Genomic DNA, 20988 nt, shown 5'->3' with positions numbered 1-20988 from the left:
AAAAAATGACTTTTACCAGGTATCCGCCTGTATCTTATCTCATATTATTGTCTCTTACCATGACAGTTCTTGAATTTCTTACCAGATCCACATGGACATTGGTCATTGCGTCCGATTTGGCTCAAGTCCACATCTTCTGGAAGATGAGTCTGTTGCGCTGCGATATTACGAGTTGCAGTCGTACTGATATTGTGTTCCGTTTGTGGTCTTTCCTGTTCGTGGATTTGTGCTTTCATCATTAAGCGGGTCACATCGAATTCAATCGATCCAATCATGTCGTTAAACATGCGGAAACCTTCTGCCTGGTACTCAACAACTGGGTTGTTTTGCGCATAGCCACGAAGTCCAACAGCATTTCGCAACTGATCAAGAGCATCGATATGATCAGTCCACTTGTTATCTACAACACGTAGAATCAAAACCTTTTGGAACTCTTTTACTGCATCTTCATCACGAAGTTTAGCAACTTGACTATCATAAACCTTCAATGCACGTTGATACAGTTCATCTTTGATGGCTTGATCTGACAGACCTGCAAGATCTGAACGGCTGATTGAATCTTCTGGAAGTAAGTTGTACTTAGCAAAATTCAAGATTGCTTCTATTTTTTCGTCTTCTTTCGAACGAGCATGTGCATCCACGATACGTCCAATCGTACGGCGGATCATAGCATGAATCTCAGGTGCCAAGTCACGGTCGGCAGTAATGACATCATAACGTTGTGCATAGATAATCTCACGTTGTTCACGCATAACGTCGTCGTATTGAAGAACCTGTTTACGTGTATCGTAGTTATTCCCCTCAACACGTTTTTGAGCCGCTTCCACTTGACGCGTTAACATACGGGATTCAATGGCTTCGTCAGACATGTTGAGCCGTTCAAAAATACCTTTCAAACGCTCTGAACCGAAACGTTTCATCAAATCATCTTCAAGAGACAAGTAGAACTGCGACTCACCTGGATCTCCTTGGCGTCCTGAACGTCCACGAAGCTGGTTATCAATACGGCGACTTTCGTGGCGCTCTGTACCAATGACGCAAAGTCCACCCAGTTCACGAACCCCTTCACCAAGCTTGATGTCGGTACCACGACCGGCCATATTGGTTGCGATGGTAACCGCACCACGCTGACCAGCGTTCATGATGATTTGAGCTTCTCTGTAGTGGTTTTTCGCATTCAAGACTTCGTGAGGAACACCTGCTTCGACCAATTTTTTAGAAAGAAAATCACTGGTTTCAACGGCAACAGTACCTACCAAGACTGGCTGACCCTTTTGATAACGTGCCTTCACATCTTCAACCACGGCCTTGAATTTTGCATCCAGACTTGCATAGAGAAGGTCTGAATGGTCAATACGCTGGATTGGGCGGTTGGTTGGGATTGGGATGACGCGAATGTTATAGATTTCACGGAATTCTTCTTCTTCTGTTTTACCGGTACCTGTCATACCTGCCAATTTCTTGTACATACGGAAGAGGTTTTGGTAGGTAATAGAAGCTGAAGTCTTGGTTTCGTCTTGGATTGGCACACCTTCCTTGGCTTCAATCGCTTGGTGCAAGCCATCAGAGTAACGGCGACCTTCCATGGTACGACCTGTAAATTGATCGACGATCAAGATTTCTTGCTCTTCACTAACCACATAGTCGATATCGAGAATCATGATATAGTTGGCACGGAGGGCATTATCGATAAAGTGAGTAAGAGCCACATTTTCAATATCGTAGAGATTTTCCAGTTTGAAGTAGTCTTCAGCCTTGTCAATCCCTGAATCAGACAAACCGATCGTCTTAGACTGGATATCAATGATATAGTCATCTTTGTCCAAAGATTTGACAAAGTGATCCGCCATATGATACAGCTGACTAGTTTCCACAGCATTGGCTCCTGAAACGATCAAAGGAGTACGAGCCTCATCGATCAAAATCGAGTCAACCTCATCGACCAAGGCATAGTTGAGCGGACGTTGAACCATGTTTTCTGCCCGAACAACCATGTTGTCACGAAGGTAGTCGAAACCAATCTCTGAGTTAGTCGAATAGGTAATATCACAGAGATAGGCTTCTTTCTTCTCCATTGGTGACTTAGCAGCCAAGTTAATCCCTACTGACAAACCAAGCCATGAATACAATTCACCCATCTCAGTCGCATCACGTTCGGTTAGATACTCGTTGACCGTTACTACGTGAACCCCTTCACCTGCTAGAGCGTTGAGGTATACAGGCATGGTCGCTGTCAAGGTTTTTCCTTCACCTGTACGCATTTCTGGCACATCTCCATGGTGGAGGACAATCCCACCCATGACCTGAACTTTATATGGGAAAAGCCCAAGAACACGCTTGGCAGCTTCACGTACTACCGCAAAAGCCTCATAGAGCAATGAATCCAGCGATTCACCCTTATTGTAACGTTCCTTAAACTCATCTGTTTTTGCTTTTAGCTGGTCATCCGTCAAGGCTGCCATCTGATCTTCATATTTGAGAACCTTGTCTGCCATCTTTTCTAGACGGCGAAGTTCTCCTTTATCATTTTCGATAATCGTTTTTAAAATATTAGCCATTATTTTCCTTACTTTAGATTCTGAATATTTTAGAATGTTCTTTTAATTCTAGCACATTTACTCTTAATTTTCAAGAAAGAATCCGCGTTTCAACAGGGAAACGAGGCTAACTTCTAGGTCAGTCTCTTGGCTTTTTATGGACTACATTTCACACAAATAGTTAATTGCCAAGCAGAGCTGGCAAAATTCCAAAAATCAGAAAGAGATTGATCCAGAAGGCCATACAAAAGATCACTCCAAAGAGGAAGAGACTCATCTTTTTAGTCAGTGCTGAGAAAAAGATTGCCAATACACCAAAGACAACAAAGAGTTTTTTCATGATGAAGAAATAAACCGAAACTCCTCCTATTTGCCAATCCCAAGGAAGACAAAAGACCAGCAGCCATAACAAGCAAATCGTAAGAATATAGGTCTTGTAGTGTCGATCAATGAACTGCTTTATTTTGAGCATTTGTGACCTCCTATAAACTCTAGCTATTGATGGATGTCCTCGTTTTGTTCTCTTGTTTCAGCTTGACCATTCTCTTTAGACAGGCATATATTTTCCAGTCATTCATAAGAGACAAAAAAACTAAAAGGAACCATATCCCCCACCTTGTTAAATCCATCGGATTTTTCAAGACAAAATTGAAAATTAACAAAGAAAAAACTGTAAAAGCGATACTGAACAAAGCCCACAGAGGGAGGTAAATCCAGTAAAAGTAATAAAAGAATGCGAAATATTTACCGTCTTTATCTGCCTTCTCAATCCAATGGAAAAAATAAAAGTAAGGTGACAAAACCAATAGCTGTAATAATCTTTCCATCATGGCTTCCTCCAAGACTATTTTTTATTATATTATATCAAAAAGATCTGGAAAAGACTTTCCAGATCTTGTTTGTTTACTTCCGTTTTCTTGCAATCAAATGAATCGGAGTTCCTTCAAAGACAAAGGCCTTGCGGATTTGATTTTCCAAGAAACGCAGATAAGAGAAGTGCATGAGTTCTTCTTCGTTGACAAAGATGACAAAGGTTGGTGGTTTGGTTGCCACTTGGGTCGCGTAGAAGATTTTGAGGCGTTTCCCTTTGTCTGTCGGTGTTGGATTGATAGCAATAGCATCCATAATCACATCGTTCAAGACAGCTGATGGGATACGGGTGTTTTGACTTTCACTGATTTGCTTAATCATCTCAGGTAGTTTGTGGAGACGTTGCTTGGTCAGAGCAGACACAAAGACAATCGGTGCGTAAGGCAGGTATTGGAACTGCTCACGGATATCTTCTTCCCAGTTCTTCATGGTATGGTTGTCTTTCTCAAGGGTATCCCACTTATTGACAACGATGATCATCCCTTTACCGGCTTCATGGGCAAAACCTGCGATGCGCTTGTCGTACTCACGAATACCTTCTTCGGCATTGAGGACCATCAAGACCACATCAGAACGGTCAATGGCACGCATGGCACGCATGACAGAGTATTTCTCTGTATTTTCGTAGACTTTACCAGACTTACGCATACCTGCTGTATCAATCATGGTAAACTCTTGACCATCCGCATCTGTAAAATGGGTATCAATGGCATCGCGCGTTGCTCCAGCTACTGGACTAGCAATCACACGGTCTTCTCCCAAAATGGCGTTGATCAAACTTGATTTTCCAACGTTTGGACGACCAATTAAGCTGAATTTAATGACATCTGGATTCTCTTCTTCGACTTCATGTGGTAGATTTTCCACGATAGCATCCAGTACATCACCCGTACCGATACCGTGGACAGACGAAATGGGCAGCGGTTCGCCCAAGCCCAGCGCATAGAAATCAAAAATATCATTTCGCATCTCAGGATTGTCAACCTTGTTAACTGCTAAGATAACAGGCTTATGGGTTTTATAGAGTTTGCGAGCTACGTACTCGTCCGCGTCTGTAATCCCTTCTTTACCAGAAACGACAAAGACGATGACATCTGCTTCTTCCATGGCAATTTCTGCCTGGTGTTTGATTTGCTCCATGAAGGGAGCATCGACGTCGTCAATCCCTCCAGTATCAATCATACTGAAAGAACGGTTGAGCCACTCGCCCGTTGCATAGATACGGTCACGTGTCACACCCTCGACATCTTCTACGATTGAGATTCGCTCACCAGCGATTCGGTTAAATAGGGTTGATTTCCCAACATTGGGACGTCCTACAATGGCAACAGTTGGTAAGGCCATGTTTTCTCACTTTCTACAATAACTTTTTCTGTTCTAGATTCTTCCGAGTTGAACTAGGTTCAGCTTGACCAAACTGCTCTGCTAAACGCTGACTCCAAGAGGTCGTCGCACGCGCACCAGCATAGTCTGCTTGTACTTGGTCATAGTCCAAAATCGCTTCAACTGGCTGTTCTTGGTATTCTTCTTCAAATACCACTTGGCTCAAAGGCAGTCTTGGTTTGACATCATGTTGTTGATTTGGCACACCGAGCGCAATCCCAAAAACGGGGTAGGTATAGTCAGGCAAGTTAAAAAGCTCCGCCACTTCTTCCGACTTGTAACGGACCAAACCGATAATCACACCACCATATCCCAGACTCTCTGCCGCAAGCAAGGTGTTTTGACCAGCAAGCGCAGCATCCACAGATGTGATGAGGAGGCCTTCCACTCCTTGAGGTTGGAAAGTGTCCGTATGAAGGCTTGCTCCCTTTTCAGCTCGGTTCAAGTCACCGACAAAAAGCAGGAAAGCAGCTGACTGGCGAATGGCTTCCTGAGGAACCAATTCATATAAGGCATCTTTCTTCTTTTGGCTACGTACAAGAATCACAGAGTAGGATTGGAAATTTTTCCAAGATGACGCCATTTGGGCAGCAGTTAAAATCTCATCCAAGTCTGCCTGAGGAATCTCTTGCTCCTTAAAGCGACGAACTGAAGTATGAGCTTTCATCAGTTTAATGGTTTCTGTCATCGGCGATTTTCTCCTTCTAGTCTTGTTTCCTCCGCTAAATAACGAATCCGTTCCATGACCCGTCTAGCTTCCCAAGTTTCGTCATTTCCATTTTTTCCTTTGGCAAAATGCTTTTCCAAATCTTGGAAACTAAAGTTGGAAGTAAAGAAGGTCGGCAAATCTTCCTGCATACGATACTGGAGGATGACTTGGAGAATCTCATCACGCACCCAAGGTGTAGACTGTTCTGCACCAATATCATCCAAGACCAAGACTTCTGCTAACTTGATCTCATCCACCAAGGTCTTCACAGAGCCTTCACCAATAGCATTTTTTACATCAATGACAAAACTTGGATAATGGAGAATGGTTGTTGAAGCACCACGTTTTTCAGATAGGTCATGAGCTAGGGCTGCCATCATGAAACTCTTACCGACACCAAAATCTCCGTATAGATAGAGTCCCTTTCGGATACTTGGGTAAAGGTCAACAAAGGCATAGAGTCTCTCAAAAATCGGCAAACGTCCTAAGTCATCCAGGTCAATCTGAGCCAATTTCGCTTTCTTGAGACTTGCTGGTAGATTGATCAACTTGAGACGATTCTTGATTGCCGCCTCTTTTTCAGCCGCGATTAGTTCTGGTGTTTCTTCATAAGATACATCTGCATAACCATGATTCATGACCAAGATAGGCTTGTAGCCACGCGCTATATAGTCAGCATCCCCACGAAGAAACTTATCCCGTTCTGTGATATATTGGTTGAACTTGGAGATGCTACGATTTAACTCCTCTTGGCTGAGGGATTCTTTCTGGATAAAAGCTGCTACATCTGGGTCTTTCATAATCTGCTGGACTAGGTCCTGATACTGAAAACGACTCGTCTGACGTTTAATAACGTCACCCACACTTTCCATCTAGTCTCCTCCTTCTTCTAATCGGGCTAACATTTCTTGTTTTTTGCGTTCTAGTTCCAGACGAGTTTCCTCACTGGTTTGATTTTTATATTCTGGATTGCTCCACTTGGGAACATTTGTCTTAGTTGAACTGGCCTTGTTTTTCTGTTCTTCTTGCCCTTTTTGCTGGTGTTCTCGAATCCGAAGCACGGCTTCCTCTGCTGTCCGAATCTTACGATAGGCATAGTCGTTGGCGACTTTCATAGCATATTTTTCATTGACATTGGCCGAATCAATCTTGTTAAAGGTTAGAAGTAAGATGATATTGATGACTTCGTCCAACAAGCCTAAAGACGCCATCTGGTGAAGGAGTTCTCTTTCACTTTGGGTGATGTTTCCCTTGCGTGTTTGCTTGATTTCGGCTAAAAATTCTAGGGGAGTTTTACTCTTGGCTTCCCTGATAATGGTCATTTCTTTGGGGCTAAAGTCAGAAGACACTGGTTTTTGTGCTATCTTTTCACGCATGCGTTTGACTGAAATAACCTGAGCCACTGTAGTCGACTTGGCTAATTGATAGGTTTCAAACCAGGTCCATTTTTTTTCATCTGCGATGGCAAACAATTCCAAAACATCTGCCTGCTCATTTTCAAAACGCAAGCCATCTCGAGCCATCAGCCGCTGAAAATGTTCCAAGTCAAAATCATTTTTTAACTTGCTTTTAGACTCGATTGCAGTCACTTCTTCAGTCAGGGTTGGAAAGACTTGGCTCAAAGAAACAGAGAGTTCTTCTCCCTCACTTGGAGCCTGCTTCATAGCAGAAACAGCTGTATCCCCAATCTTTTTCTCTAATAATCTGCTATAGACAGAATGACTTAGAAATTCCTGACTGGAGAGGGGAGGATGAAGCTGCAATTCATAGGTCTCTCCCTTTTGATAAAGGGTCAACAAGTCTACAGCAGATAAGATTTTAAAGGACTGGAGGAGCGTATTCATCCCGAAGTTCAAATGATTAAGAATGTTAGCAAAAAGGTGTTCCTTTTGCCCGCCATCCCAAAAGGTAATGGCATATAGATAGAGGCTCAGCGCCTCCTGACCGATAATCGGGAGGTAGCACTGCACCAGAGATGAGGTATCTTGCGACACCCGATTATTCTTTAGAAAAGAAAAACGGTCATTTGGCTTCATCTATTTTTCCTTTTTCTTTTTAGAGGACTGGGTGATCTGCTGGAGCAGACTCTCCAACTCACTCACATCCTTAAAGCTACGGTAAACACTGGCAAAACGAACATAGGTAATCTCATCAAGCTCCGCCAATTCCTCCATGACTAAAGCTCCAATATATTCACTTTGGATCTCATTCTCACTGCGACTACGGAGTTTTTGCTCGATGCGATTGACCACCATGTTGATTTCATCACTCGAAACAGGGCGTTTCTGGGCTGAGCGAATAATCCCATTAAAGATTTTATCTCTCGAAAACTGCTCTCGTGTGCCATCTTTCTTGACGACAACCAGCGTTCTTTCTTCTACTCGTTCATAGGTCGTAAAACGATGCTGACACTCATCGCACTCACGTCTTCGACGGATGGTATTTCCTTCTTCGGCTTGTCGACTATCAACAACACTAGACTTAGTAGCCCCACATTTTGGACAACGCATGCTTTTCCCTCCTTGTCGTTTTCTTTTCATTATACCATTTTTTGAGCAATTCCCAAAACAATTCTTATTTTTACTTGACAAGTTTTTTGTTTTATTGTATTATTTAATTAGAACAATAAAGGTAAAGAAAGGAGACTATGATGTCCTGGATTTTTGATAATACAAAACCCATCTATTTGCAGATTATGGAAAAAATCAAACTAGAGATTGTTTCCCATAAACTGGAACCCAACCAACAGCTCCCAACCGTGAGAGAACTGGCAATTGAGGCTGGGGTCAATCCCAATACTATACAACGTGCCCTGTCTGATCTTGAGCGTGAAGGCTTGGTCTACAGCAAGCGGACAACTGGTCGTTTTGTCACCGAGGATTTGGACCTCATCCTTCAGTCCCGCAAACAACTTTCCGAGGAGCAACTGCAACAATTCGTCTCTTGCATGCTTCAATTTGGCTACAAAAAAGAAGAACTGCCAAACGTGCTTAGCGAATACATCAAAGGAGTGTAAAATTATGACATTACTAGCATTTGAAAATGTATCCAAATCCTATGGGGCTACAGCAGCGCTTAACAATGTTTCCCTTGAGATTCCCGCTGGAAAAATCGTCGGGCTTCTCGGCCCAAACGGATCTGGAAAAACAACCTTGATCAAACTAATCAACGGACTTCTCCAACCAGACCAAGGACGTGTCCTCATTAACAGCATGGAGCCAAGTCCTGCTACCAAGGCCATTGTCTCTTATCTACCAGACACGACTTATCTGAATGAACAGATGAAAATCAAAGAAGCACTGACCTACTTTAAAACTTTCTACCAAGATTTCAATCTTGAGCGGGCTCAGCATCTTTTAGCAGATCTTGGCATTGATGAAAACAGTCGCCTCAAGAAATTATCGAAAGGGAACAAGGAAAAGGTTCAATTAATCCTCGTTATGAGCCGTGAAGCTCGTCTCTACGTGCTCGACGAACCGATTGGTGGTGTGGATCCAGCTGCCCGTGACTATATCTTAAACACCATCATCAACAACTACTCACCAACTTCAACTGTCTTGATTTCTACCCACTTGATTTCAGACATTGAGCCAATCTTGGATGAAATCATCTTCCTCAATAACGGAAAAGTTGTCCGCCAAGGAAATGTAGATGATATTCGTTACGAGTCAGGTGAGTCGATTGACCAACTCTTCCGCCAGGAATTTAAAGCCTAAGCAAAGGAGATTATTATGTTTTGGAATTTAGTTCGCTATGAATTTAAAAATGTTAACAAATGGTATCTAGCTCTCTATGGTGCTGTGCTTGCAATTTCGGTTTTGATTGGTGCATCCATTTCTGGTATTAGTCAGACCTACACTAGTTACGGTAATGACCCCTACTATCTGTTAGGCTTTCTGATCCTAGTTTTTGGGGGACTCAGCGTTACTCTCTGGATCGCAACTATCTTTCTAATCATCCGACGCTTCAAGGGAAGTGTCTACGATCGCCAGGGCTATCTGACATTGACGCTCCCCGTCTCTGAACACCAAATCATCACCGCCAAATTACTAGGTGCTCTCATTTGGTCAATCATAAGCTATATTGTATTTATCTTGAGTATCATTATTATCTTCTCACTCACCCCTGTAGTGAAAGATTTGCCACTCCTCTATCGATTTATCTCTCCTTATCTCGGTTACGGTTGGCTCTACGCCCTCTCTCTTCTGGTGGGTTCAATTACTTGGATTTTATCGATTTACCTTTGTATCTCAATTGGTCAACTATTTAACGAATATCGTGTCGCTATGGGAATTTTAGCCTATATCGTGCTTAACATCGTGATTGGCTATATTTCTATCTTCTTCCGAATGGATTATGATTTTAACCTCCTAATCAGCGTTGATCTCCTCAAAGATTTCATTCTAGCAATTATCTACTACCTCGGAACCTACTATATTTTGAAAAACAAAGTTAACTTGCAATAAAAAATGCCCAGCTAAAAAGCTGGGTTTTGATTTAACTCAATATCAAACTGGCTACAATAGGACTGACAAAGACATAGAGAATACCAGTGACACCGATAGCCAAACCGCCCATGGCTCCTGCTACAGAACCGTATCGAAAGGCGGTCCCAGTTCCAACAGCATGTCCTGTCCCTCCAAGAGAAAGTCCAACAGCCACTGGATCATCAATTTTCAACCACTTCAAAAGGGTTGGTCCGATAACACTAGTCAAGATCCCAGTCGCCACTACGACGACCAAGGTCACAGTCGTCAAACCTTGCAATTTTTCTGTAATCCCCACTGCCATGGCGGTTGTTACTGACTTAGGAAAGAGAGAAATGGCTAGGAAAAAGTCCATGCCAAAGATTTTTGCCACTATGGCGGTGAAGCTAGTATTGACAACTACTGCTAGCAGACTACCAAAGAGAATACTCCGCGCATGGTGCTTCATCAGATGAAAACTCTTATAAAGCGGAATCCCTAGAGCTACGGTCGATGGGACGATCAAGTTGTTCAGATAAACTCCACCTTGATAGTAATCTTGGTAAGAAATACCCGTCACCTTTAGAAAGATGATAATGAAAATAGCTGACAAAAGCAAGGGCGTTGTCAAAGGATGTGGGAAACGTCTGTAAATCAACATTCCCGCTAGATAAGCTAGGATAGATAATGCAATCCCAAATAGAGGATTGGATACAAATTCGCTCATTTGGCATCTCCTTTCTCATAATCTCCCTCAAACCGTCTCTTGATAAACTGAACCACTAGGGCGATGAGGATAATATTGATGACAGCTGCAAAAAAGACAATCAAAACGATAGGTAAGAGGTAGGGAGCAATCACATCAAACTTTTCCATGATTCCCACCGCTGGCGGCAAAAAGAGAATGGTCATATTGGCCAGCAAGAAATTCCCAACCATATTGACATGCCTCGTTCTCAGCCACTTGAACTGTAGGGCTATAAAAAGAATAATCAAACCGATAATACTGCCTGGGATGGGCAGATGAAAGAAACTAGAGATTCCCTCACCGATCAATGAAATCACAAAAAGAATCATTAATTGAACATATAATTTCATCCTAAACTCCTTGAAATAGAATTCTTGCATACCAGTTTACTCTTTTTTCAGGAAATTTCAAGGAAATACCGAAATTTTTCTTTCTTGCAAGGATTAGCTAAAAGTAGTATAATCATTGCATGCGCAATCATCTTGTGTTACAAAGATAATCAGTAATGACTTTGTGATTTTTTACTTTGAAAAGAAAGGAGAAAGCAATGGCCTATTTGGAAAAGTGGTTTGACTACAACCGCCGTCAAAAGGAAATGGAAGCCTTGTTAGAAGAAACTATCGCCCAGCAGAGTGAACAAAGGTTGACCTTGAAAGAGTTTTACCTGCTCTACTATCTGGATCTAGCTGATGAAAAATCCTTACGGCAGATTGATTTACCAGATAAACTCCATCTCAGCCCAAGCGCTGTTTCTCGAATGGTGGCTCGCTTGGAAGAGAAAAACTGCGGTTTGCTTAGTCGCCGATGTTGCGATCAGGATAGACGGGCTAGTTTTATCTGCCTGACTGACGAGGGACAAACAACCCTGGCTTATCTACAAAAGGCTGTCGAAGAAAGATTGGAGACGAGTCTTGATTTCATTTCATAATCAGATTTTCAAAAAAGTTGCGTGCGCAATCATTTTTCTTGACATTCCTCTTTTCAAGGAGTAAAATAAAATCAAGATCGAATAAAGGAGTTTTATATGATCGAAATTACCTATCTAGACGCCAGCAAGCAAGAAAGAACCATGACTTTCGAGTCTTATGAAGACTTTGAACGTTCCCAACAAGCCTGCCTTATCGGTGTCGCGGATTACTACACTGTCCAAAAATTAACCTACAATGGTCATGATTTGGACTACCATGGGACTTATGGAGATGTTTTCTTCTATCTCATGAAACAAGATTTAAGCCAATATAATTAAAAAGGAGAAATACAATGGCAAAAGCAATTACAGATGCAACATTTGAACAAGAAACAAAAGACGGTTTGGTCTTGGTAGACTTCTGGGCAACTTGGTGTGGCCCATGTCGTATGCAAGGTCCAATCTTGGACAAATTGTCTGAAGAACTTTCAGAAGATGTCTTGAAAATCGTTAAAATGGACGTAGATGAAAATCCAAACACAGCTCGTGCCTTTGGAATCATGTCTATCCCAACCCTTCTCTTCAAAAAAGACGGCCAAGTGGTGAAACAAGTTGCTGGAGTACACACAGCAGAACAAATCAAGGCCATCGTTGCTGAATTGAGTTAATCACGAAACACTCCCATTCAAAAAGGGAGTGCTTTTTGTTTGCATAAAAAAAGCCCTGTTTCTCAAATTGAGACCAGAACTCTTTTTCGTTTCTTATTCTTCTGTGCCAAGGCAGTTTTTCGCAACAAGAGCTGCAAGAACACCACCAACGATTGGAGCAAGGATGAAAATCCATACTTGTTGAAGGGCTGCACCACCAACCAAGACAGCTGGGGCCAAGCTACGGGCTGGGTTAACTGAAAGTCCAGTGATGTTCAATCCCACAAGGATCATCGCCATCAAAGACAAACCGATCACCAAACCAGCAATCGCGCCATTTCCTTTGCTTGCTGATGTTACAGTCATGATAACAAAGACAAACAAGAAAGTTGCGATGACTTCAAACAAGAAACCACCAAAGACAGTTACACCGTTTGCCAAGGCATTTTCACCAAGACTTGCAGTTGACATTCCTGAGTTAGACAAGAGGAAGAATACTGCAGCTGATGCAAGGAAAGCTCCAACTACTTGTCCAAGGATATAGTTTACAAGCTCAGAAGATGACAAACGTTTGTTAACAAACATAGCAATCGAAACAGCTGGGTTCAAGTGGGCACCTGAAACAGTTCCAACTGAGAAAGCTGCAACTACGATTGCCAAACCAAATGCAAAAGCAATTCCAAGGTGTCCAAGACCTTCAACACCATTTCCAAAAACAACAGCTCCTGTTCCGATGAATACAAGCATAAATGTACCGATTAATTCAGCAACAAATTTTTTCATGATAAGTCTCCTTTTTTTCAAAACTATGTACCAGTCTATCAAAAGAAGGAAAGGGTTTCAAGAAAATTGATTGGAAAATTTTTGAAAACCATGAAACGACTCGCTTGTCCTTAGTACTGAAAAGATTGAATGGCTTCTTTCAACTCATCTTGTAAACTATTTCTCTGGTCAAGTTGGACATAGACTTCCAGCAAACAGGATCTGAAGTTGGAAAATTTATGGAAATCATTTGCTTCTTTCAAGGGAAATTCGACTGTTTGCAGCCAAGCAGTGAGTAGGGACGATTCGATTTTCCCTCGTAAGATTGGTTCATAGAACGCTCTGGCTAACCGCCAATCTTCATCATTTGTAAAACGAATCTCAACACGTTTAAAGATTTTCCCAATGATTTCAAATGCTTCGGCTATATCCGACTTTGGAAAGCTAGGATGGCAGATAACTTCCGTCAAGAGATCACCACCATGCGCAAAAGCGTGAATCCAACCATACTGACTTGAAAAACCTGTCGTATCCTTTTCTTTTTTTAGGTAATACAAACCTTGAGATAGCATAGCATTTCTTATATCAGCTTTTAATCCTTTATAGAAAAGAGAGTGCTTGTTACCATCTGCAGACAAAAGATTGGCATAAATAAGCGCCCTAAAAGAACGTTTAAGAGCCGAAACTCCTCTACTATCAATCTCTTTGTATAGACCTTCACCAGAGGAGACCTCTTCTGAGATAAACCGAAACTGCTCAAGGGAAAACAACTCTTCTTGAAGTCCCCTGGCTAAACTCGTAAAAACAAGTTCATCTCGAATTTCTGGCGAGGGATCTCCCAAATGTTCAAGCAACCACTGAATTTCATCTCGGCTATAGCTTGGTTTTTCTTCTGTCACTTTTCTTTGTAATTCTTGATACATCCCTAGTACCTCTGCATTTCTAGTAGCTTATCAAAAAGTCATCCGTAGATGACTTTTTTTCTTATTCTGTTTTCGATGGACGTTTTCCTGCAGCAATTGCATCGGCCTCTATCATCTCAACAACATTAGCTTTATTAGTTTTTGGAGGCATTCTATCCTTACTGTACCAATAAACTTTCGCATTCCCATGGTTTGCAACATAGACAATTCTATCTTGCTGTTGGGCTTTGGTTTCCGCTTCACGCGCAATTCTTTTCTCTTCTTCTTTTTGAGAAATTAATGACTCAACTGCACCTATTCTATCAAGCAACTCTGTCTTTTTATCATTATTTTCAATTTGATTAACTGTTTCTTTAACAGATTTCACTTGACTCGCATCTTGGCTTTCCTCCAATTGTTTGACTAAGGTTTCGCCTTTTTCTTGCAACTCCTTTGTAGCTTTTTCTTTAGCAATTCTCTCTTCTTCTTCTGCTTTTTCTTTAGCTTTTTTCTCTTCTTCGATTCGTTTTGCTTCCTCTATACTAGATGAAGCATCGGTTGTTGAATCTACTTTAGCAGTAGATGCCACAGTCTGCTTAGTTTCTGATTGAGAAGATGAAATTTTCTTTGTGACTGTCGGAGTTTGGAGAGATGCTATAACAAGACTGACAACGAAAAGTCCTATCATTAGATTTCTTTTTCGAATATCTGGTGCTTTCTTTACAAAATACCAAATACCAACTCCACTCAAAACAAGATAGAGAGTAGGGAGAGCAATCAATAAAATAAAGCCCAACAAGACTAGACCTATTTTGATAAAACGCATTCTTTGAGGATCTTGCTCTAGCCATTTTTTGATTCTATTCATATCGTTCTCCTAAAATCTATCTATTCCCTTACTCTACCAACTCAGCACTGTATGCGATAATCTGGTCAACTGTATCAGACAAGAATTGGATAGTATCACGGAGTGGTTTATCTGTTGAGATATCGGCTCCGATAATCATGGCTGACTCAAGTGGTGTTTTGCTGCCACCTGATTTAAGGAGATTGAGCCAATCTTCAGCTCCAGTTTCTGAATGTTTCAGATGAAGGTAACCAGCAGTCGAGATGACAAGTCCGGCTGAGTAGGTATAGCTATACAAGCCCATGTAATAGTGAGCTTGGCGCATCCAAGTCAAGGCTGCATCATCGTCAATTTCAATGGCATCTCCCCAGAAGTCCGTCAAAACTTCCTTCATAATGCTGTTGAGCTTGCTTGCTCCAAAGGTTTCTCCTTCTTCAATCAATGTATAAACCTTGCGCTGGAAGGCTGCTTCCAAGAGGTGGGTAATAAAGTTATGGAAGTAGGTGTCTGTCAAACGGTGCGCAAGAGCAAAGCGTTTTTGACGCGGGTCGTCAGACTGGTGTTCCAAATAATCACTTAAAAGCAATTCATTGAAGGTTGATGGTGCTTCGACATAGTAGGTAGACATATGAGCGTTGAAGTAACTTTGGTGGTTATCTGAAAAGATAAATTGACCAGAATGCCCAATCTCATGAATCAAGGTATAGACATCGCTCAAACGGCCAGTCCAACTCATGAGAACATAAGGATGCACACGATATGGATCCGTTGCGTAACCACCTGAATCCTTGCCACTATTAGCAGCAAAGTCTACCCAGCGCTCTTCTTGGTAACGGGCAATTTCTTGAGTGTATTCTTGACCCAATGGTGCGACTGACTTCATAACCAAGTCATAGGCATCATCAATGCTCACTTCAGGATTAAGGGCGCTATCCAAGTCCAATTTCCAGTCTGCGAAGGTCATCTTTTCAAGACCATTGACCTTGGCAACATGCTTGAGGTATCTCTGAGCGACTGGCGCAAATTCCTGCATAATGAGGTCAATCTGACGATCAAACATGGCACGGTCTACTTCCTGCTCAGCTAGAAGATAGTCAAAAACTGAGGCATAGCCTTTCATATCTGCCAGTAGTTTTTCAGACTTGACTTGAGCTAGATAGGCTGCTGCAGCTGTATTTTGGTGCTTACGGAGGCCTTCTGAGAAGGAACGGAAGGATTTTTCACGAACCTCAGCGTCCTCGTGGTTTTGGTAGAAATTCTCATAGGTAACAAAGCTGTTTTTGTAGGTCTTGCCATGGGCTTCAAAGTCAGCCATTTCAAAGTCCCCAGCTCGCATCTTAGTGTAGATATCCTGTGGACTGTAGAAAACTTCACCGAGATTGGTCAAGGCCTTCTCCACATCCGCCCCAAGATAGTGGGCTTTTTTGATTTTTGCCTGACGAATGGCTGCTACCAAGTGGGGCAGTTCACCCAAACGATCCAAGACTTCCTCATCTGCTGCCACCAAGGCATCGTCAAAGAAGGTCAGGGCTACGCTAGCATCTGTTTCAAAGTCCATTCCAGCTTGGGCGATATTAGCAAAATCCTCATTGCTATAGTCTGTCGTCTGAGGCATAAAGGCATAATTGCCGATATGGCTCATCTGGATATAAATCTGCTCCAGCTCCGCAAAAGCCTTCTCGAAATCCTCAAAAGTGTGAAGATTACCCTTGTAGTCACGGCTAAATTGGTTGATGTCTTCGTGAGTCTTTTCGATGGCTCGCAAGAAATCCTCACGGTCTTGGTATAGGGCAGTTAAATCCCAAAGTTCCTTTTCGGGAAATTCTGAACGGTGTTTTTGTTCCATTTTCTTCCTCTTATTTCTCTAATTCTAATAAAACACTAAGGGCTGATAAGGCGTAAAGTGGCGCTGTTTCTGCTCGCAAAATGCGAGGTCCAAGACCTGCCAAAACAGCTCCTTTGGCTTCAAAACTTTCGATTTCTGCAGGTGAAAGACCACCTTCTGGACCAAAGATAAAGAGCAATTTAGCTCCTTTCTTGAGTTCAGTAACTGCTTGTAGGAGCGCAGCGGCTTCACCTTCCTTGGCTGACTCTTCATAGGCCACTACGATCGAGTCGAACTGGTCCAATTGTGCTAGAAATTCTGCTTTCTTCTCAAAAAGAGTGATACTTGGGACCAAATTACGCTTGCTTTGTTCTGCTGCTCCAAGGGCAATTTTTTCAAGTTTTTCAGCTTTTTTGCCCAATTTCTTGCCATCCCATTTGGCGACTGACCAGTCGGCAGGAAATGCCCAAATCTGGCTGGCACCTAGTTCTGTCACCTTTTGAGTGATGAACTCCAGCTTGTCTCCCTTGGGAAAGCCTGATGCGATAGTCACTTGGACGGGCAGTTCCACATTGTCTGCCAATTCCTCAATTAGTTCCAACTGACGAGCCTCCACATCTTGCACGCGCGCCAAATGCTTGATCCCGTCATCAAAGACCAAAACAACCTCATCGCCTTCTTTCAGGCGCATAACCTGAAACATGTGCTTGCTGGTTTCCTTGTCCTCAACGGTGACAGGAGAGACTGCACTGCCCTTGACAAAATACTGCTGCATGCTAGCCTCCTATCACACCTGAAATATCCTTGGTCTTCTTGAAAACACAGGCATTCCATTCCCCTTGAACCATGTGAGTTTCGAGGAAAAATCCAGCTGACTCAGCTGACTCGCGCACCATATCCCACTTGTCCTTGATAATGCCACTCATGATGAGGTAGCCTTCATCCTTGACCAAGCGATAAGCATCATCGGTCAGATGAATGAGAATATCCGCCAAGATATTAGCCACGATGACATCTGCCTCAATCTCCACACCCTTGAGCAAGTCTCCTGGCGCTACATGGATATTCTCCATGCCTGGATTGAGCTCAATATTTTCATGAGCAACCCGAACCGCCACATCATCAAGGTCATAGGCGAAAATTTCCTTGGCACCTAGAAGTGAGCTGGCGATAGAAAGGACACCTGAACCTGTCCCCACATCTAGCACTGTCTCGCCACCACGAAGAACCTGCTCCAAGGCAAAAAGGCTCATCTTGGTTGTTGGGTGGGTTCCTGTCCCGAAGGCCATACCAGGATCTAGCTTGATAATCTTTTCTCCCACTGTCGCCTCATAGTCTGTCCATGAGGGAACGATGGTCAAGTCATGAGTGATACGAGCGGGTTCATAGTATTTCTTCCAGTTGTCTGCCCAGTCTTCCTCAGCCAAGGCAGTCGTCCCCATCTTAACCTCTCCCAAATCCATAAAATCCGTCAAGTCTGCCAAGCGAGCCTGCAAGTCTGCCTCAACCACTGCTACATCAACCGTTTCAGGATAGTAGGCTGTCACCACGATATCTTCTTGCTGCTCGACCTCTGGAAAAATCTCGCCGAAGTGGTCGACATTTCCCACATAGTCCATACTGTCTTCGATCGCAACACCTTGCGCTCCCAGCTCAATCAAGAGATTGGAAACCAACTCCTCTCCCTCACGCTTAACTGTAACTTTTAACTCTTGCCATGTTTCCATTATTAAGATACCAAGCCCGTAAAAACACAAAGTCAAAATAGGAAACTCTCTGAAGACGTTTGTGTCTAAGAGAAGTTTATCTTTTTGGCACCGTGTTTAGGGCGGGTTCAGTTTAGAAATGTAACTGAACCATCCTTTCTATTTCTCTATCAATTTTTTCATGTAGACCATATCCATGCCTTCTTTTTCAGGCTCGATATGAGTTTGACGATAGCCGTTTTTCTCGTAAAAAGCAACCATGCCTGCATCCTGTAACACCGTACACAAATCCCATTGTGTGATGGTTGGAAATTCTTTTTCCAGTAAGCTTAAACCTTTAGATCCATACCCTTTTCCTTGATACTGGGGCAAAATCGCTGCTGTTCCCAGCCAAGCTTCTGTCAGTTCCTCGTTAGTATGAACGCGAAGAAAACCTAAAATCTCTTCCGCTTCTTTAACAAAATAGTAATAACTATTGGGACGCTCAACCAATTTCCACTTGATTCGTTCGCGATCCTCCAGATAAGGATCATACTCATCCTGGTATTTCTCATAGACTGCCTTAAAACTGGCTCTTTGTATAGAAATAATGGTTTCTAAATCTTCCGTCCCTGCTCTCTCAAGTGTTATCATAATTCTCCTCCATATAATCTCTCACTCTTTCCTGCAACTAGGGTACAACCTTATCTGAGCCAAGAAATTCGTCAATGCTCATCAATTTGTAGCCCTGTCCTTCATCTCCAAACACAATACTGTTAAACTGAGCCTTTGTCAACTGACCAACTAGAAAAACGGAATATTTGTCTGCAAAAAGCATACTTGGGTAAACCTTGCTCCAAAGCAGACAATCTTCAGTCAAATGAATCCCCAGTTCCTCAAAAACTTCACGTGCTACGCACTCAAAAGGACTTTCATCACCCTCTCGACCACCACCTGGTAACTCCCACATATTGGGCCAGGGAATGCTTGCCTTATCATCGCGTAAGATAGTCAAAAGCTTATCCCCACAAAACAAAGCAATCTTGCAACCTGTAAAATCAGAAATCTCTATTTCCATGTTAGACTCCTTCGGCTAATGCCTTTTCCAGCTCTGCTAACCAGTTTTCATAGTAACATTGCTCATCCCGTAACATCCGGCTGCTATTCATTTTCTGTCTAGCAATCTTCATAGCCTTGCGAGTTTGAGCTACATCATTCTTAACTTTAAATTGATACCATGCTTGAATCATTTGCACATCTGCCATTTTTAGAGATAAAAAGGATTTGACGCTTCGAATACTTGCATATTCCTCCGCTTTCTCATTATCACCTTCTAGCAAGGCGATTTGAAGAAGGTATAGTTGGCAAAAAGTTTCAGACAGCGAGTGTTCTGTTCTCTCTAGTAAAGATTGAAATAGCTTTTTAGCTGCCTCTAAATGACCATCCAATATGAAAACCACTCCCTGAAGAGTTTCAATACTTTCTGCAAAACTCCCTCTCGCATCCTCATCAACAGGCATGGTAAAGTCTTTCAAGTCATATTCTTGAGGAGCTAACAAGGTCTGGGCAGAATGCCTCAACACCATGTAGGCGTATTTCGTATTTTCAGGGTGTTGTCGCAATTCCCAGATTTTTGCTCCATCGGTGATACCGACTGGCAAAGCGTTGTTTAGGAAGAAAGATAAATTCAGAAAAATCCAAGTACCAGCAAAATACCAGCTTCTTGTCAAAAATCCAAACAATATCGCCAATAATATCAAGCTGAGATGGACCATCAAGCCTCCTGAAAGCATCAGGATGATTCTTTGATCACTTTCATCTTCTTTCAATCCAATGTACTGAGCACCAACATTTTTCAGAACGGCTGTTCGACTAAGATGAAACCTGCCTGACTTTTTGGTCAAAAGAAAATGTCCTAATCCAAAAGCCACCAGCCGATAGCCTGTCAAGTAGCCACAAAAAGCATGACCCAGCTCATGAAGAATAAAGATTAAATACATGCTTAGAAGAGCAAAGGAATAACCAAAAGTAAAGGCTAAAACTGCGGAATACCCCAACTCTGCAAATGCGATAGTTCCACAAGCAAAAGCTAGCATAATAAAGACAAAAGCTAGCACATAGATCAAATAAGTCCCAATTTTTTTCATAAAATCTCTAACCAACTCCTAGTATCTCGGATAAGGGTAAAATTCTACTTCTTCCAAGCCAACTTTTCCTTCTTCAAAGACTTCTTGGTTCCAGTCCATGACAAATTCTTCTGCTTCTGGGTCTTCCAAAAAGTCCATGAGTGCATCCAGCCCAACCTCGGCAGTATCTTTGAGGAAAAGGGCAAAATAGGCTAAAAATTCACGAGAAAATCCTTTCTTCGGCAGATAAGGAATGACAGTCAAATAGTCTTCTTCATTAATCGTTGATTTGGCAGGATTGTAAAAAAGCACTGCTTCTTCAAAGAGAACATCTTCTGAGGAAACCTCTCCCTCTTCATCCACCATCTCCACACCTGCAGCATTTTGCGCCTCTAATAGAAAACTCACTTCAACCGCATGATTGCGCTTATCCCAGCTAATCTCAAAGTCAAAAGGAAAGTTCTTGTCCAATTCTTCCTCTAAAACATCTAAAAATCCGTATGTTGCCATTTTGTCCTCTTTCTATGCGACTCTTTAATCGCCCCGATTGCTCGGAAATATGCTAAAATAGATA

At 42.4% G+C, this 20988-nt stretch carries 25 protein-coding genes; 6 read left to right on the top strand and 19 right to left on the bottom strand.

What is annotated here, in order from left to right; all coding sequences use genetic code 11:
• Window positions 1-44: 44 nt before the first annotated feature.
• The 7 genes from secA to nrdR all read right to left on the bottom strand — a co-directional run bounded on the left by secA (window position 45) and on the right by nrdR (window position 8009).
• Window positions 45-2558, bottom strand: a complete 2514-nt coding sequence (secA, locus tag HMPREF9184_RS03445; protein ID WP_001274102.1) for a preprotein translocase subunit SecA — start codon at window positions 2556-2558, stop codon at window positions 45-47.
• Between the two features lie 160 nt (window positions 2559-2718).
• On the bottom strand, window positions 2719-3009 hold the full coding sequence (locus HMPREF9184_RS03440; RefSeq protein ID WP_000912912.1) for a hypothetical protein: 291 nt from the start codon (window positions 3007-3009) through the stop codon (window positions 2719-2721).
• Window positions 3010-3440: 431 nt separating this feature from the next.
• Window positions 3441-4751 (bottom strand): ribosome biogenesis GTPase Der, encoded by a 1311-nt coding sequence (der, locus tag HMPREF9184_RS03430; RefSeq protein ID WP_001207707.1) that lies wholly within the window; start codon window positions 4749-4751, stop codon window positions 3441-3443.
• 13 nt (window positions 4752-4764) lie between these two features.
• Window positions 4765-5478 carry an NADPH-dependent oxidoreductase gene (locus HMPREF9184_RS03425; protein ID WP_000140828.1) on the bottom strand — a complete coding sequence of 238 codons (714 nt, stop codon included), beginning with the start codon at window positions 5476-5478 and terminating at the stop codon, window positions 4765-4767.
• Window positions 5475-6371: a primosomal protein DnaI gene (dnaI, locus tag HMPREF9184_RS03420; RefSeq protein ID WP_000446493.1), complete on the bottom strand. Its 897-nt coding sequence runs from the start codon at window positions 6369-6371 to the stop codon at window positions 5475-5477. The genes HMPREF9184_RS03425 and dnaI overlap by 4 nt, the downstream gene beginning before the upstream one ends.
• Window positions 6372-7535 carry a DnaD domain protein gene (locus HMPREF9184_RS03415; protein ID WP_000803915.1) on the bottom strand — a complete coding sequence of 388 codons (1164 nt, stop codon included), beginning with the start codon at window positions 7533-7535 and terminating at the stop codon, window positions 6372-6374.
• Window positions 7536-8009, bottom strand: coding sequence for a transcriptional regulator NrdR (nrdR, locus tag HMPREF9184_RS03410; RefSeq protein WP_001203677.1), 474 nt, complete (start codon window positions 8007-8009; stop codon window positions 7536-7538).
• A 140-nt stretch (window positions 8010-8149) separates the two neighbouring features.
• Here nrdR and HMPREF9184_RS03405 point away from each other — a divergent pair, with 140 nt between their 5' ends.
• Genes HMPREF9184_RS03405 through HMPREF9184_RS03395 form a run of 3 tightly spaced genes read left to right on the top strand, consistent with a single transcriptional unit; the run spans window position 8150 to window position 9965 of the window.
• A complete protein-coding gene (locus HMPREF9184_RS03405) occupies window positions 8150-8515 on the top strand; it encodes a GntR family transcriptional regulator (protein ID WP_000118414.1) in 366 nt (121 codons plus the stop codon).
• Between the two features lie 4 nt (window positions 8516-8519).
• A complete protein-coding gene (locus tag HMPREF9184_RS03400) occupies window positions 8520-9215 on the top strand; it encodes an ABC transporter ATP-binding protein (protein WP_000173164.1) in 696 nt (231 codons plus the stop codon).
• A 15-nt stretch (window positions 9216-9230) separates the two neighbouring features.
• Window positions 9231-9965: a hypothetical protein gene (locus HMPREF9184_RS03395; RefSeq protein ID WP_000498777.1), complete on the top strand. Its 735-nt coding sequence runs from the start codon at window positions 9231-9233 to the stop codon at window positions 9963-9965.
• A gap of 31 nt (window positions 9966-9996) precedes the next feature.
• Here the strand turns inward: HMPREF9184_RS03395 and HMPREF9184_RS03390 are convergent, their stop codons facing one another.
• Both HMPREF9184_RS03390 and HMPREF9184_RS03385 read right to left on the bottom strand, forming a co-directional pair.
• Window positions 9997-10692, bottom strand: coding sequence for an LrgB family protein (locus HMPREF9184_RS03390; RefSeq protein WP_001288930.1), 696 nt, complete (start codon window positions 10690-10692; stop codon window positions 9997-9999).
• A complete protein-coding gene (locus HMPREF9184_RS03385; RefSeq protein ID WP_000781320.1) occupies window positions 10689-11063 on the bottom strand; it encodes a CidA/LrgA family protein in 375 nt (124 codons plus the stop codon). The genes HMPREF9184_RS03390 and HMPREF9184_RS03385 overlap by 4 nt, the downstream gene beginning before the upstream one ends.
• Window positions 11064-11260: 197 nt before the next feature.
• Between HMPREF9184_RS03385 and HMPREF9184_RS03380 the strand changes: the two genes are divergently transcribed.
• The 3 genes from HMPREF9184_RS03380 (at window position 11261) to trxA (ending at window position 12288) form a co-directional block, all read left to right on the top strand.
• Complete coding sequence (locus HMPREF9184_RS03380; protein ID WP_000323731.1) at window positions 11261-11641, top strand: MarR family winged helix-turn-helix transcriptional regulator; 381 nt, start codon at window positions 11261-11263, stop codon at window positions 11639-11641.
• Window positions 11642-11737: 96 nt separating this feature from the next.
• Complete coding sequence (locus HMPREF9184_RS03375) at window positions 11738-11959, top strand: DUF4649 family protein (RefSeq protein ID WP_000570259.1); 222 nt, start codon at window positions 11738-11740, stop codon at window positions 11957-11959.
• Between the two features lie 14 nt (window positions 11960-11973).
• Window positions 11974-12288: a thioredoxin gene (gene trxA / locus HMPREF9184_RS03370; protein ID WP_001029581.1), complete on the top strand. Its 315-nt coding sequence runs from the start codon at window positions 11974-11976 to the stop codon at window positions 12286-12288.
• A 93-nt stretch (window positions 12289-12381) separates the two neighbouring features.
• Here trxA and HMPREF9184_RS03365 read toward each other — a convergent pair whose 3' ends face one another.
• From HMPREF9184_RS03365 to HMPREF9184_RS03320, 10 genes are all read right to left on the bottom strand, one after another.
• Window positions 12382-13050, bottom strand: a complete 669-nt coding sequence (locus tag HMPREF9184_RS03365) for an MIP/aquaporin family protein (RefSeq protein ID WP_000714831.1) — start codon at window positions 13048-13050, stop codon at window positions 12382-12384.
• Window positions 13051-13160: 110 nt separating this feature from the next.
• Complete coding sequence (locus tag HMPREF9184_RS03360; RefSeq protein WP_000284174.1) at window positions 13161-13952, bottom strand: DUF2785 domain-containing protein; 792 nt, start codon at window positions 13950-13952, stop codon at window positions 13161-13163.
• Between the two features lie 61 nt (window positions 13953-14013).
• Window positions 14014-14799 (bottom strand): hypothetical protein, encoded by a 786-nt coding sequence (locus tag HMPREF9184_RS03355; RefSeq protein ID WP_001079820.1) that lies wholly within the window; start codon window positions 14797-14799, stop codon window positions 14014-14016.
• A 28-nt stretch (window positions 14800-14827) separates the two neighbouring features.
• Window positions 14828-16624: an oligoendopeptidase F gene (pepF, locus tag HMPREF9184_RS03350; protein WP_000435591.1), complete on the bottom strand. Its 1797-nt coding sequence runs from the start codon at window positions 16622-16624 to the stop codon at window positions 14828-14830.
• 10 nt (window positions 16625-16634) lie between these two features.
• Window positions 16635-17378: a 16S rRNA (uracil(1498)-N(3))-methyltransferase gene (locus HMPREF9184_RS03345; protein ID WP_001188231.1), complete on the bottom strand. Its 744-nt coding sequence runs from the start codon at window positions 17376-17378 to the stop codon at window positions 16635-16637.
• Between the two features lies 1 nt (window position 17379).
• The gene (gene prmA, locus HMPREF9184_RS03340) at window positions 17380-18330 is read right to left on the bottom strand and encodes a 50S ribosomal protein L11 methyltransferase (protein ID WP_000451136.1); all 951 of its coding nucleotides are present in this window, start codon (window positions 18328-18330) and stop codon (window positions 17380-17382) included.
• Between the two features lie 138 nt (window positions 18331-18468).
• On the bottom strand, window positions 18469-18942 hold the full coding sequence (locus tag HMPREF9184_RS03335; RefSeq protein ID WP_000631201.1) for a GNAT family N-acetyltransferase: 474 nt from the start codon (window positions 18940-18942) through the stop codon (window positions 18469-18471).
• A 37-nt stretch (window positions 18943-18979) separates the two neighbouring features.
• Entirely contained in the window at window positions 18980-19366 is a 387-nt protein-coding gene (locus HMPREF9184_RS03330; RefSeq protein WP_000401991.1) for an NUDIX hydrolase, read from the bottom strand.
• Between the two features lies 1 nt (window position 19367).
• Window positions 19368-20435, bottom strand: coding sequence for a site-2 protease family protein (locus HMPREF9184_RS03325; RefSeq protein WP_000719698.1), 1068 nt, complete (start codon window positions 20433-20435; stop codon window positions 19368-19370).
• A gap of 18 nt (window positions 20436-20453) precedes the next feature.
• The gene (locus tag HMPREF9184_RS03320; RefSeq protein WP_000257112.1) at window positions 20454-20924 is read right to left on the bottom strand and encodes a DUF3013 family protein; all 471 of its coding nucleotides are present in this window, start codon (window positions 20922-20924) and stop codon (window positions 20454-20456) included.
• Window positions 20925-20988 lie beyond the last annotated feature (64 nt).

This window comes from Streptococcus sp. oral taxon 058 str. F0407 (assembly GCF_000235485.1).
Taxonomy (GTDB): Bacteria; Bacillota; Bacilli; order Lactobacillales; family Streptococcaceae; genus Streptococcus.
Note: the sequence above shows the minus strand (reverse complement) of the source record. Positions and strands in the feature narration are given on the sequence as shown.

Excerpts from the sequence above, each read along its gene's own strand:
- secA (WP_001274102.1), bottom strand. The coding sequence starts at position 2,558 with ATGGCTAATATTTTAAAAACGATTATCGAAAATGATAAAGGAGAACTT.
- HMPREF9184_RS03440 (WP_000912912.1), bottom strand. The coding sequence starts at position 3,009 with ATGCTCAAAATAAAGCAGTTCATTGATCGACACTACAAGACCTATATT.
- der (WP_001207707.1), bottom strand. The coding sequence starts at position 4,751 with ATGGCCTTACCAACTGTTGCCATTGTAGGACGTCCCAATGTTGGGAAA.
- HMPREF9184_RS03425 (WP_000140828.1), bottom strand. The coding sequence starts at position 5,478 with ATGACAGAAACCATTAAACTGATGAAAGCTCATACTTCAGTTCGTCGC.
- dnaI (WP_000446493.1), bottom strand. The coding sequence starts at position 6,371 with ATGGAAAGTGTGGGTGACGTTATTAAACGTCAGACGAGTCGTTTTCAG.
- HMPREF9184_RS03415 (WP_000803915.1), bottom strand. The coding sequence starts at position 7,535 with ATGAAGCCAAATGACCGTTTTTCTTTTCTAAAGAATAATCGGGTGTCG.
- nrdR (WP_001203677.1), bottom strand. The coding sequence starts at position 8,009 with ATGCGTTGTCCAAAATGTGGGGCTACTAAGTCTAGTGTTGTTGATAGT.
- HMPREF9184_RS03405 (WP_000118414.1), top strand. The coding sequence starts at position 8,150 with ATGTCCTGGATTTTTGATAATACAAAACCCATCTATTTGCAGATTATG.
- HMPREF9184_RS03400 (WP_000173164.1), top strand. The coding sequence starts at position 8,520 with ATGACATTACTAGCATTTGAAAATGTATCCAAATCCTATGGGGCTACA.
- HMPREF9184_RS03395 (WP_000498777.1), top strand. The coding sequence starts at position 9,231 with ATGTTTTGGAATTTAGTTCGCTATGAATTTAAAAATGTTAACAAATGG.
- HMPREF9184_RS03390 (WP_001288930.1), bottom strand. The coding sequence starts at position 10,692 with ATGAGCGAATTTGTATCCAATCCTCTATTTGGGATTGCATTATCTATC.
- HMPREF9184_RS03385 (WP_000781320.1), bottom strand. The coding sequence starts at position 11,063 with ATGAAATTATATGTTCAATTAATGATTCTTTTTGTGATTTCATTGATC.
- HMPREF9184_RS03380 (WP_000323731.1), top strand. The coding sequence starts at position 11,261 with ATGGCCTATTTGGAAAAGTGGTTTGACTACAACCGCCGTCAAAAGGAA.
- HMPREF9184_RS03375 (WP_000570259.1), top strand. The coding sequence starts at position 11,738 with ATGATCGAAATTACCTATCTAGACGCCAGCAAGCAAGAAAGAACCATG.
- trxA (WP_001029581.1), top strand. The coding sequence starts at position 11,974 with ATGGCAAAAGCAATTACAGATGCAACATTTGAACAAGAAACAAAAGAC.
- HMPREF9184_RS03365 (WP_000714831.1), bottom strand. The coding sequence starts at position 13,050 with ATGAAAAAATTTGTTGCTGAATTAATCGGTACATTTATGCTTGTATTC.
- HMPREF9184_RS03360 (WP_000284174.1), bottom strand. The coding sequence starts at position 13,952 with ATGTATCAAGAATTACAAAGAAAAGTGACAGAAGAAAAACCAAGCTAT.
- HMPREF9184_RS03355 (WP_001079820.1), bottom strand. The coding sequence starts at position 14,799 with ATGAATAGAATCAAAAAATGGCTAGAGCAAGATCCTCAAAGAATGCGT.
- pepF (WP_000435591.1), bottom strand. The coding sequence starts at position 16,624 with ATGGAACAAAAACACCGTTCAGAATTTCCCGAAAAGGAACTTTGGGAT.
- HMPREF9184_RS03345 (WP_001188231.1), bottom strand. The coding sequence starts at position 17,378 with ATGCAGCAGTATTTTGTCAAGGGCAGTGCAGTCTCTCCTGTCACCGTT.
- prmA (WP_000451136.1), bottom strand. The coding sequence starts at position 18,330 with ATGGAAACATGGCAAGAGTTAAAAGTTACAGTTAAGCGTGAGGGAGAG.
- HMPREF9184_RS03335 (WP_000631201.1), bottom strand. The coding sequence starts at position 18,942 with ATGATAACACTTGAGAGAGCAGGGACGGAAGATTTAGAAACCATTATT.
- HMPREF9184_RS03330 (WP_000401991.1), bottom strand. The coding sequence starts at position 19,366 with ATGGAAATAGAGATTTCTGATTTTACAGGTTGCAAGATTGCTTTGTTT.
- HMPREF9184_RS03325 (WP_000719698.1), bottom strand. The coding sequence starts at position 20,435 with ATGAAAAAAATTGGGACTTATTTGATCTATGTGCTAGCTTTTGTCTTT.
- HMPREF9184_RS03320 (WP_000257112.1), bottom strand. The coding sequence starts at position 20,924 with ATGGCAACATACGGATTTTTAGATGTTTTAGAGGAAGAATTGGACAAG.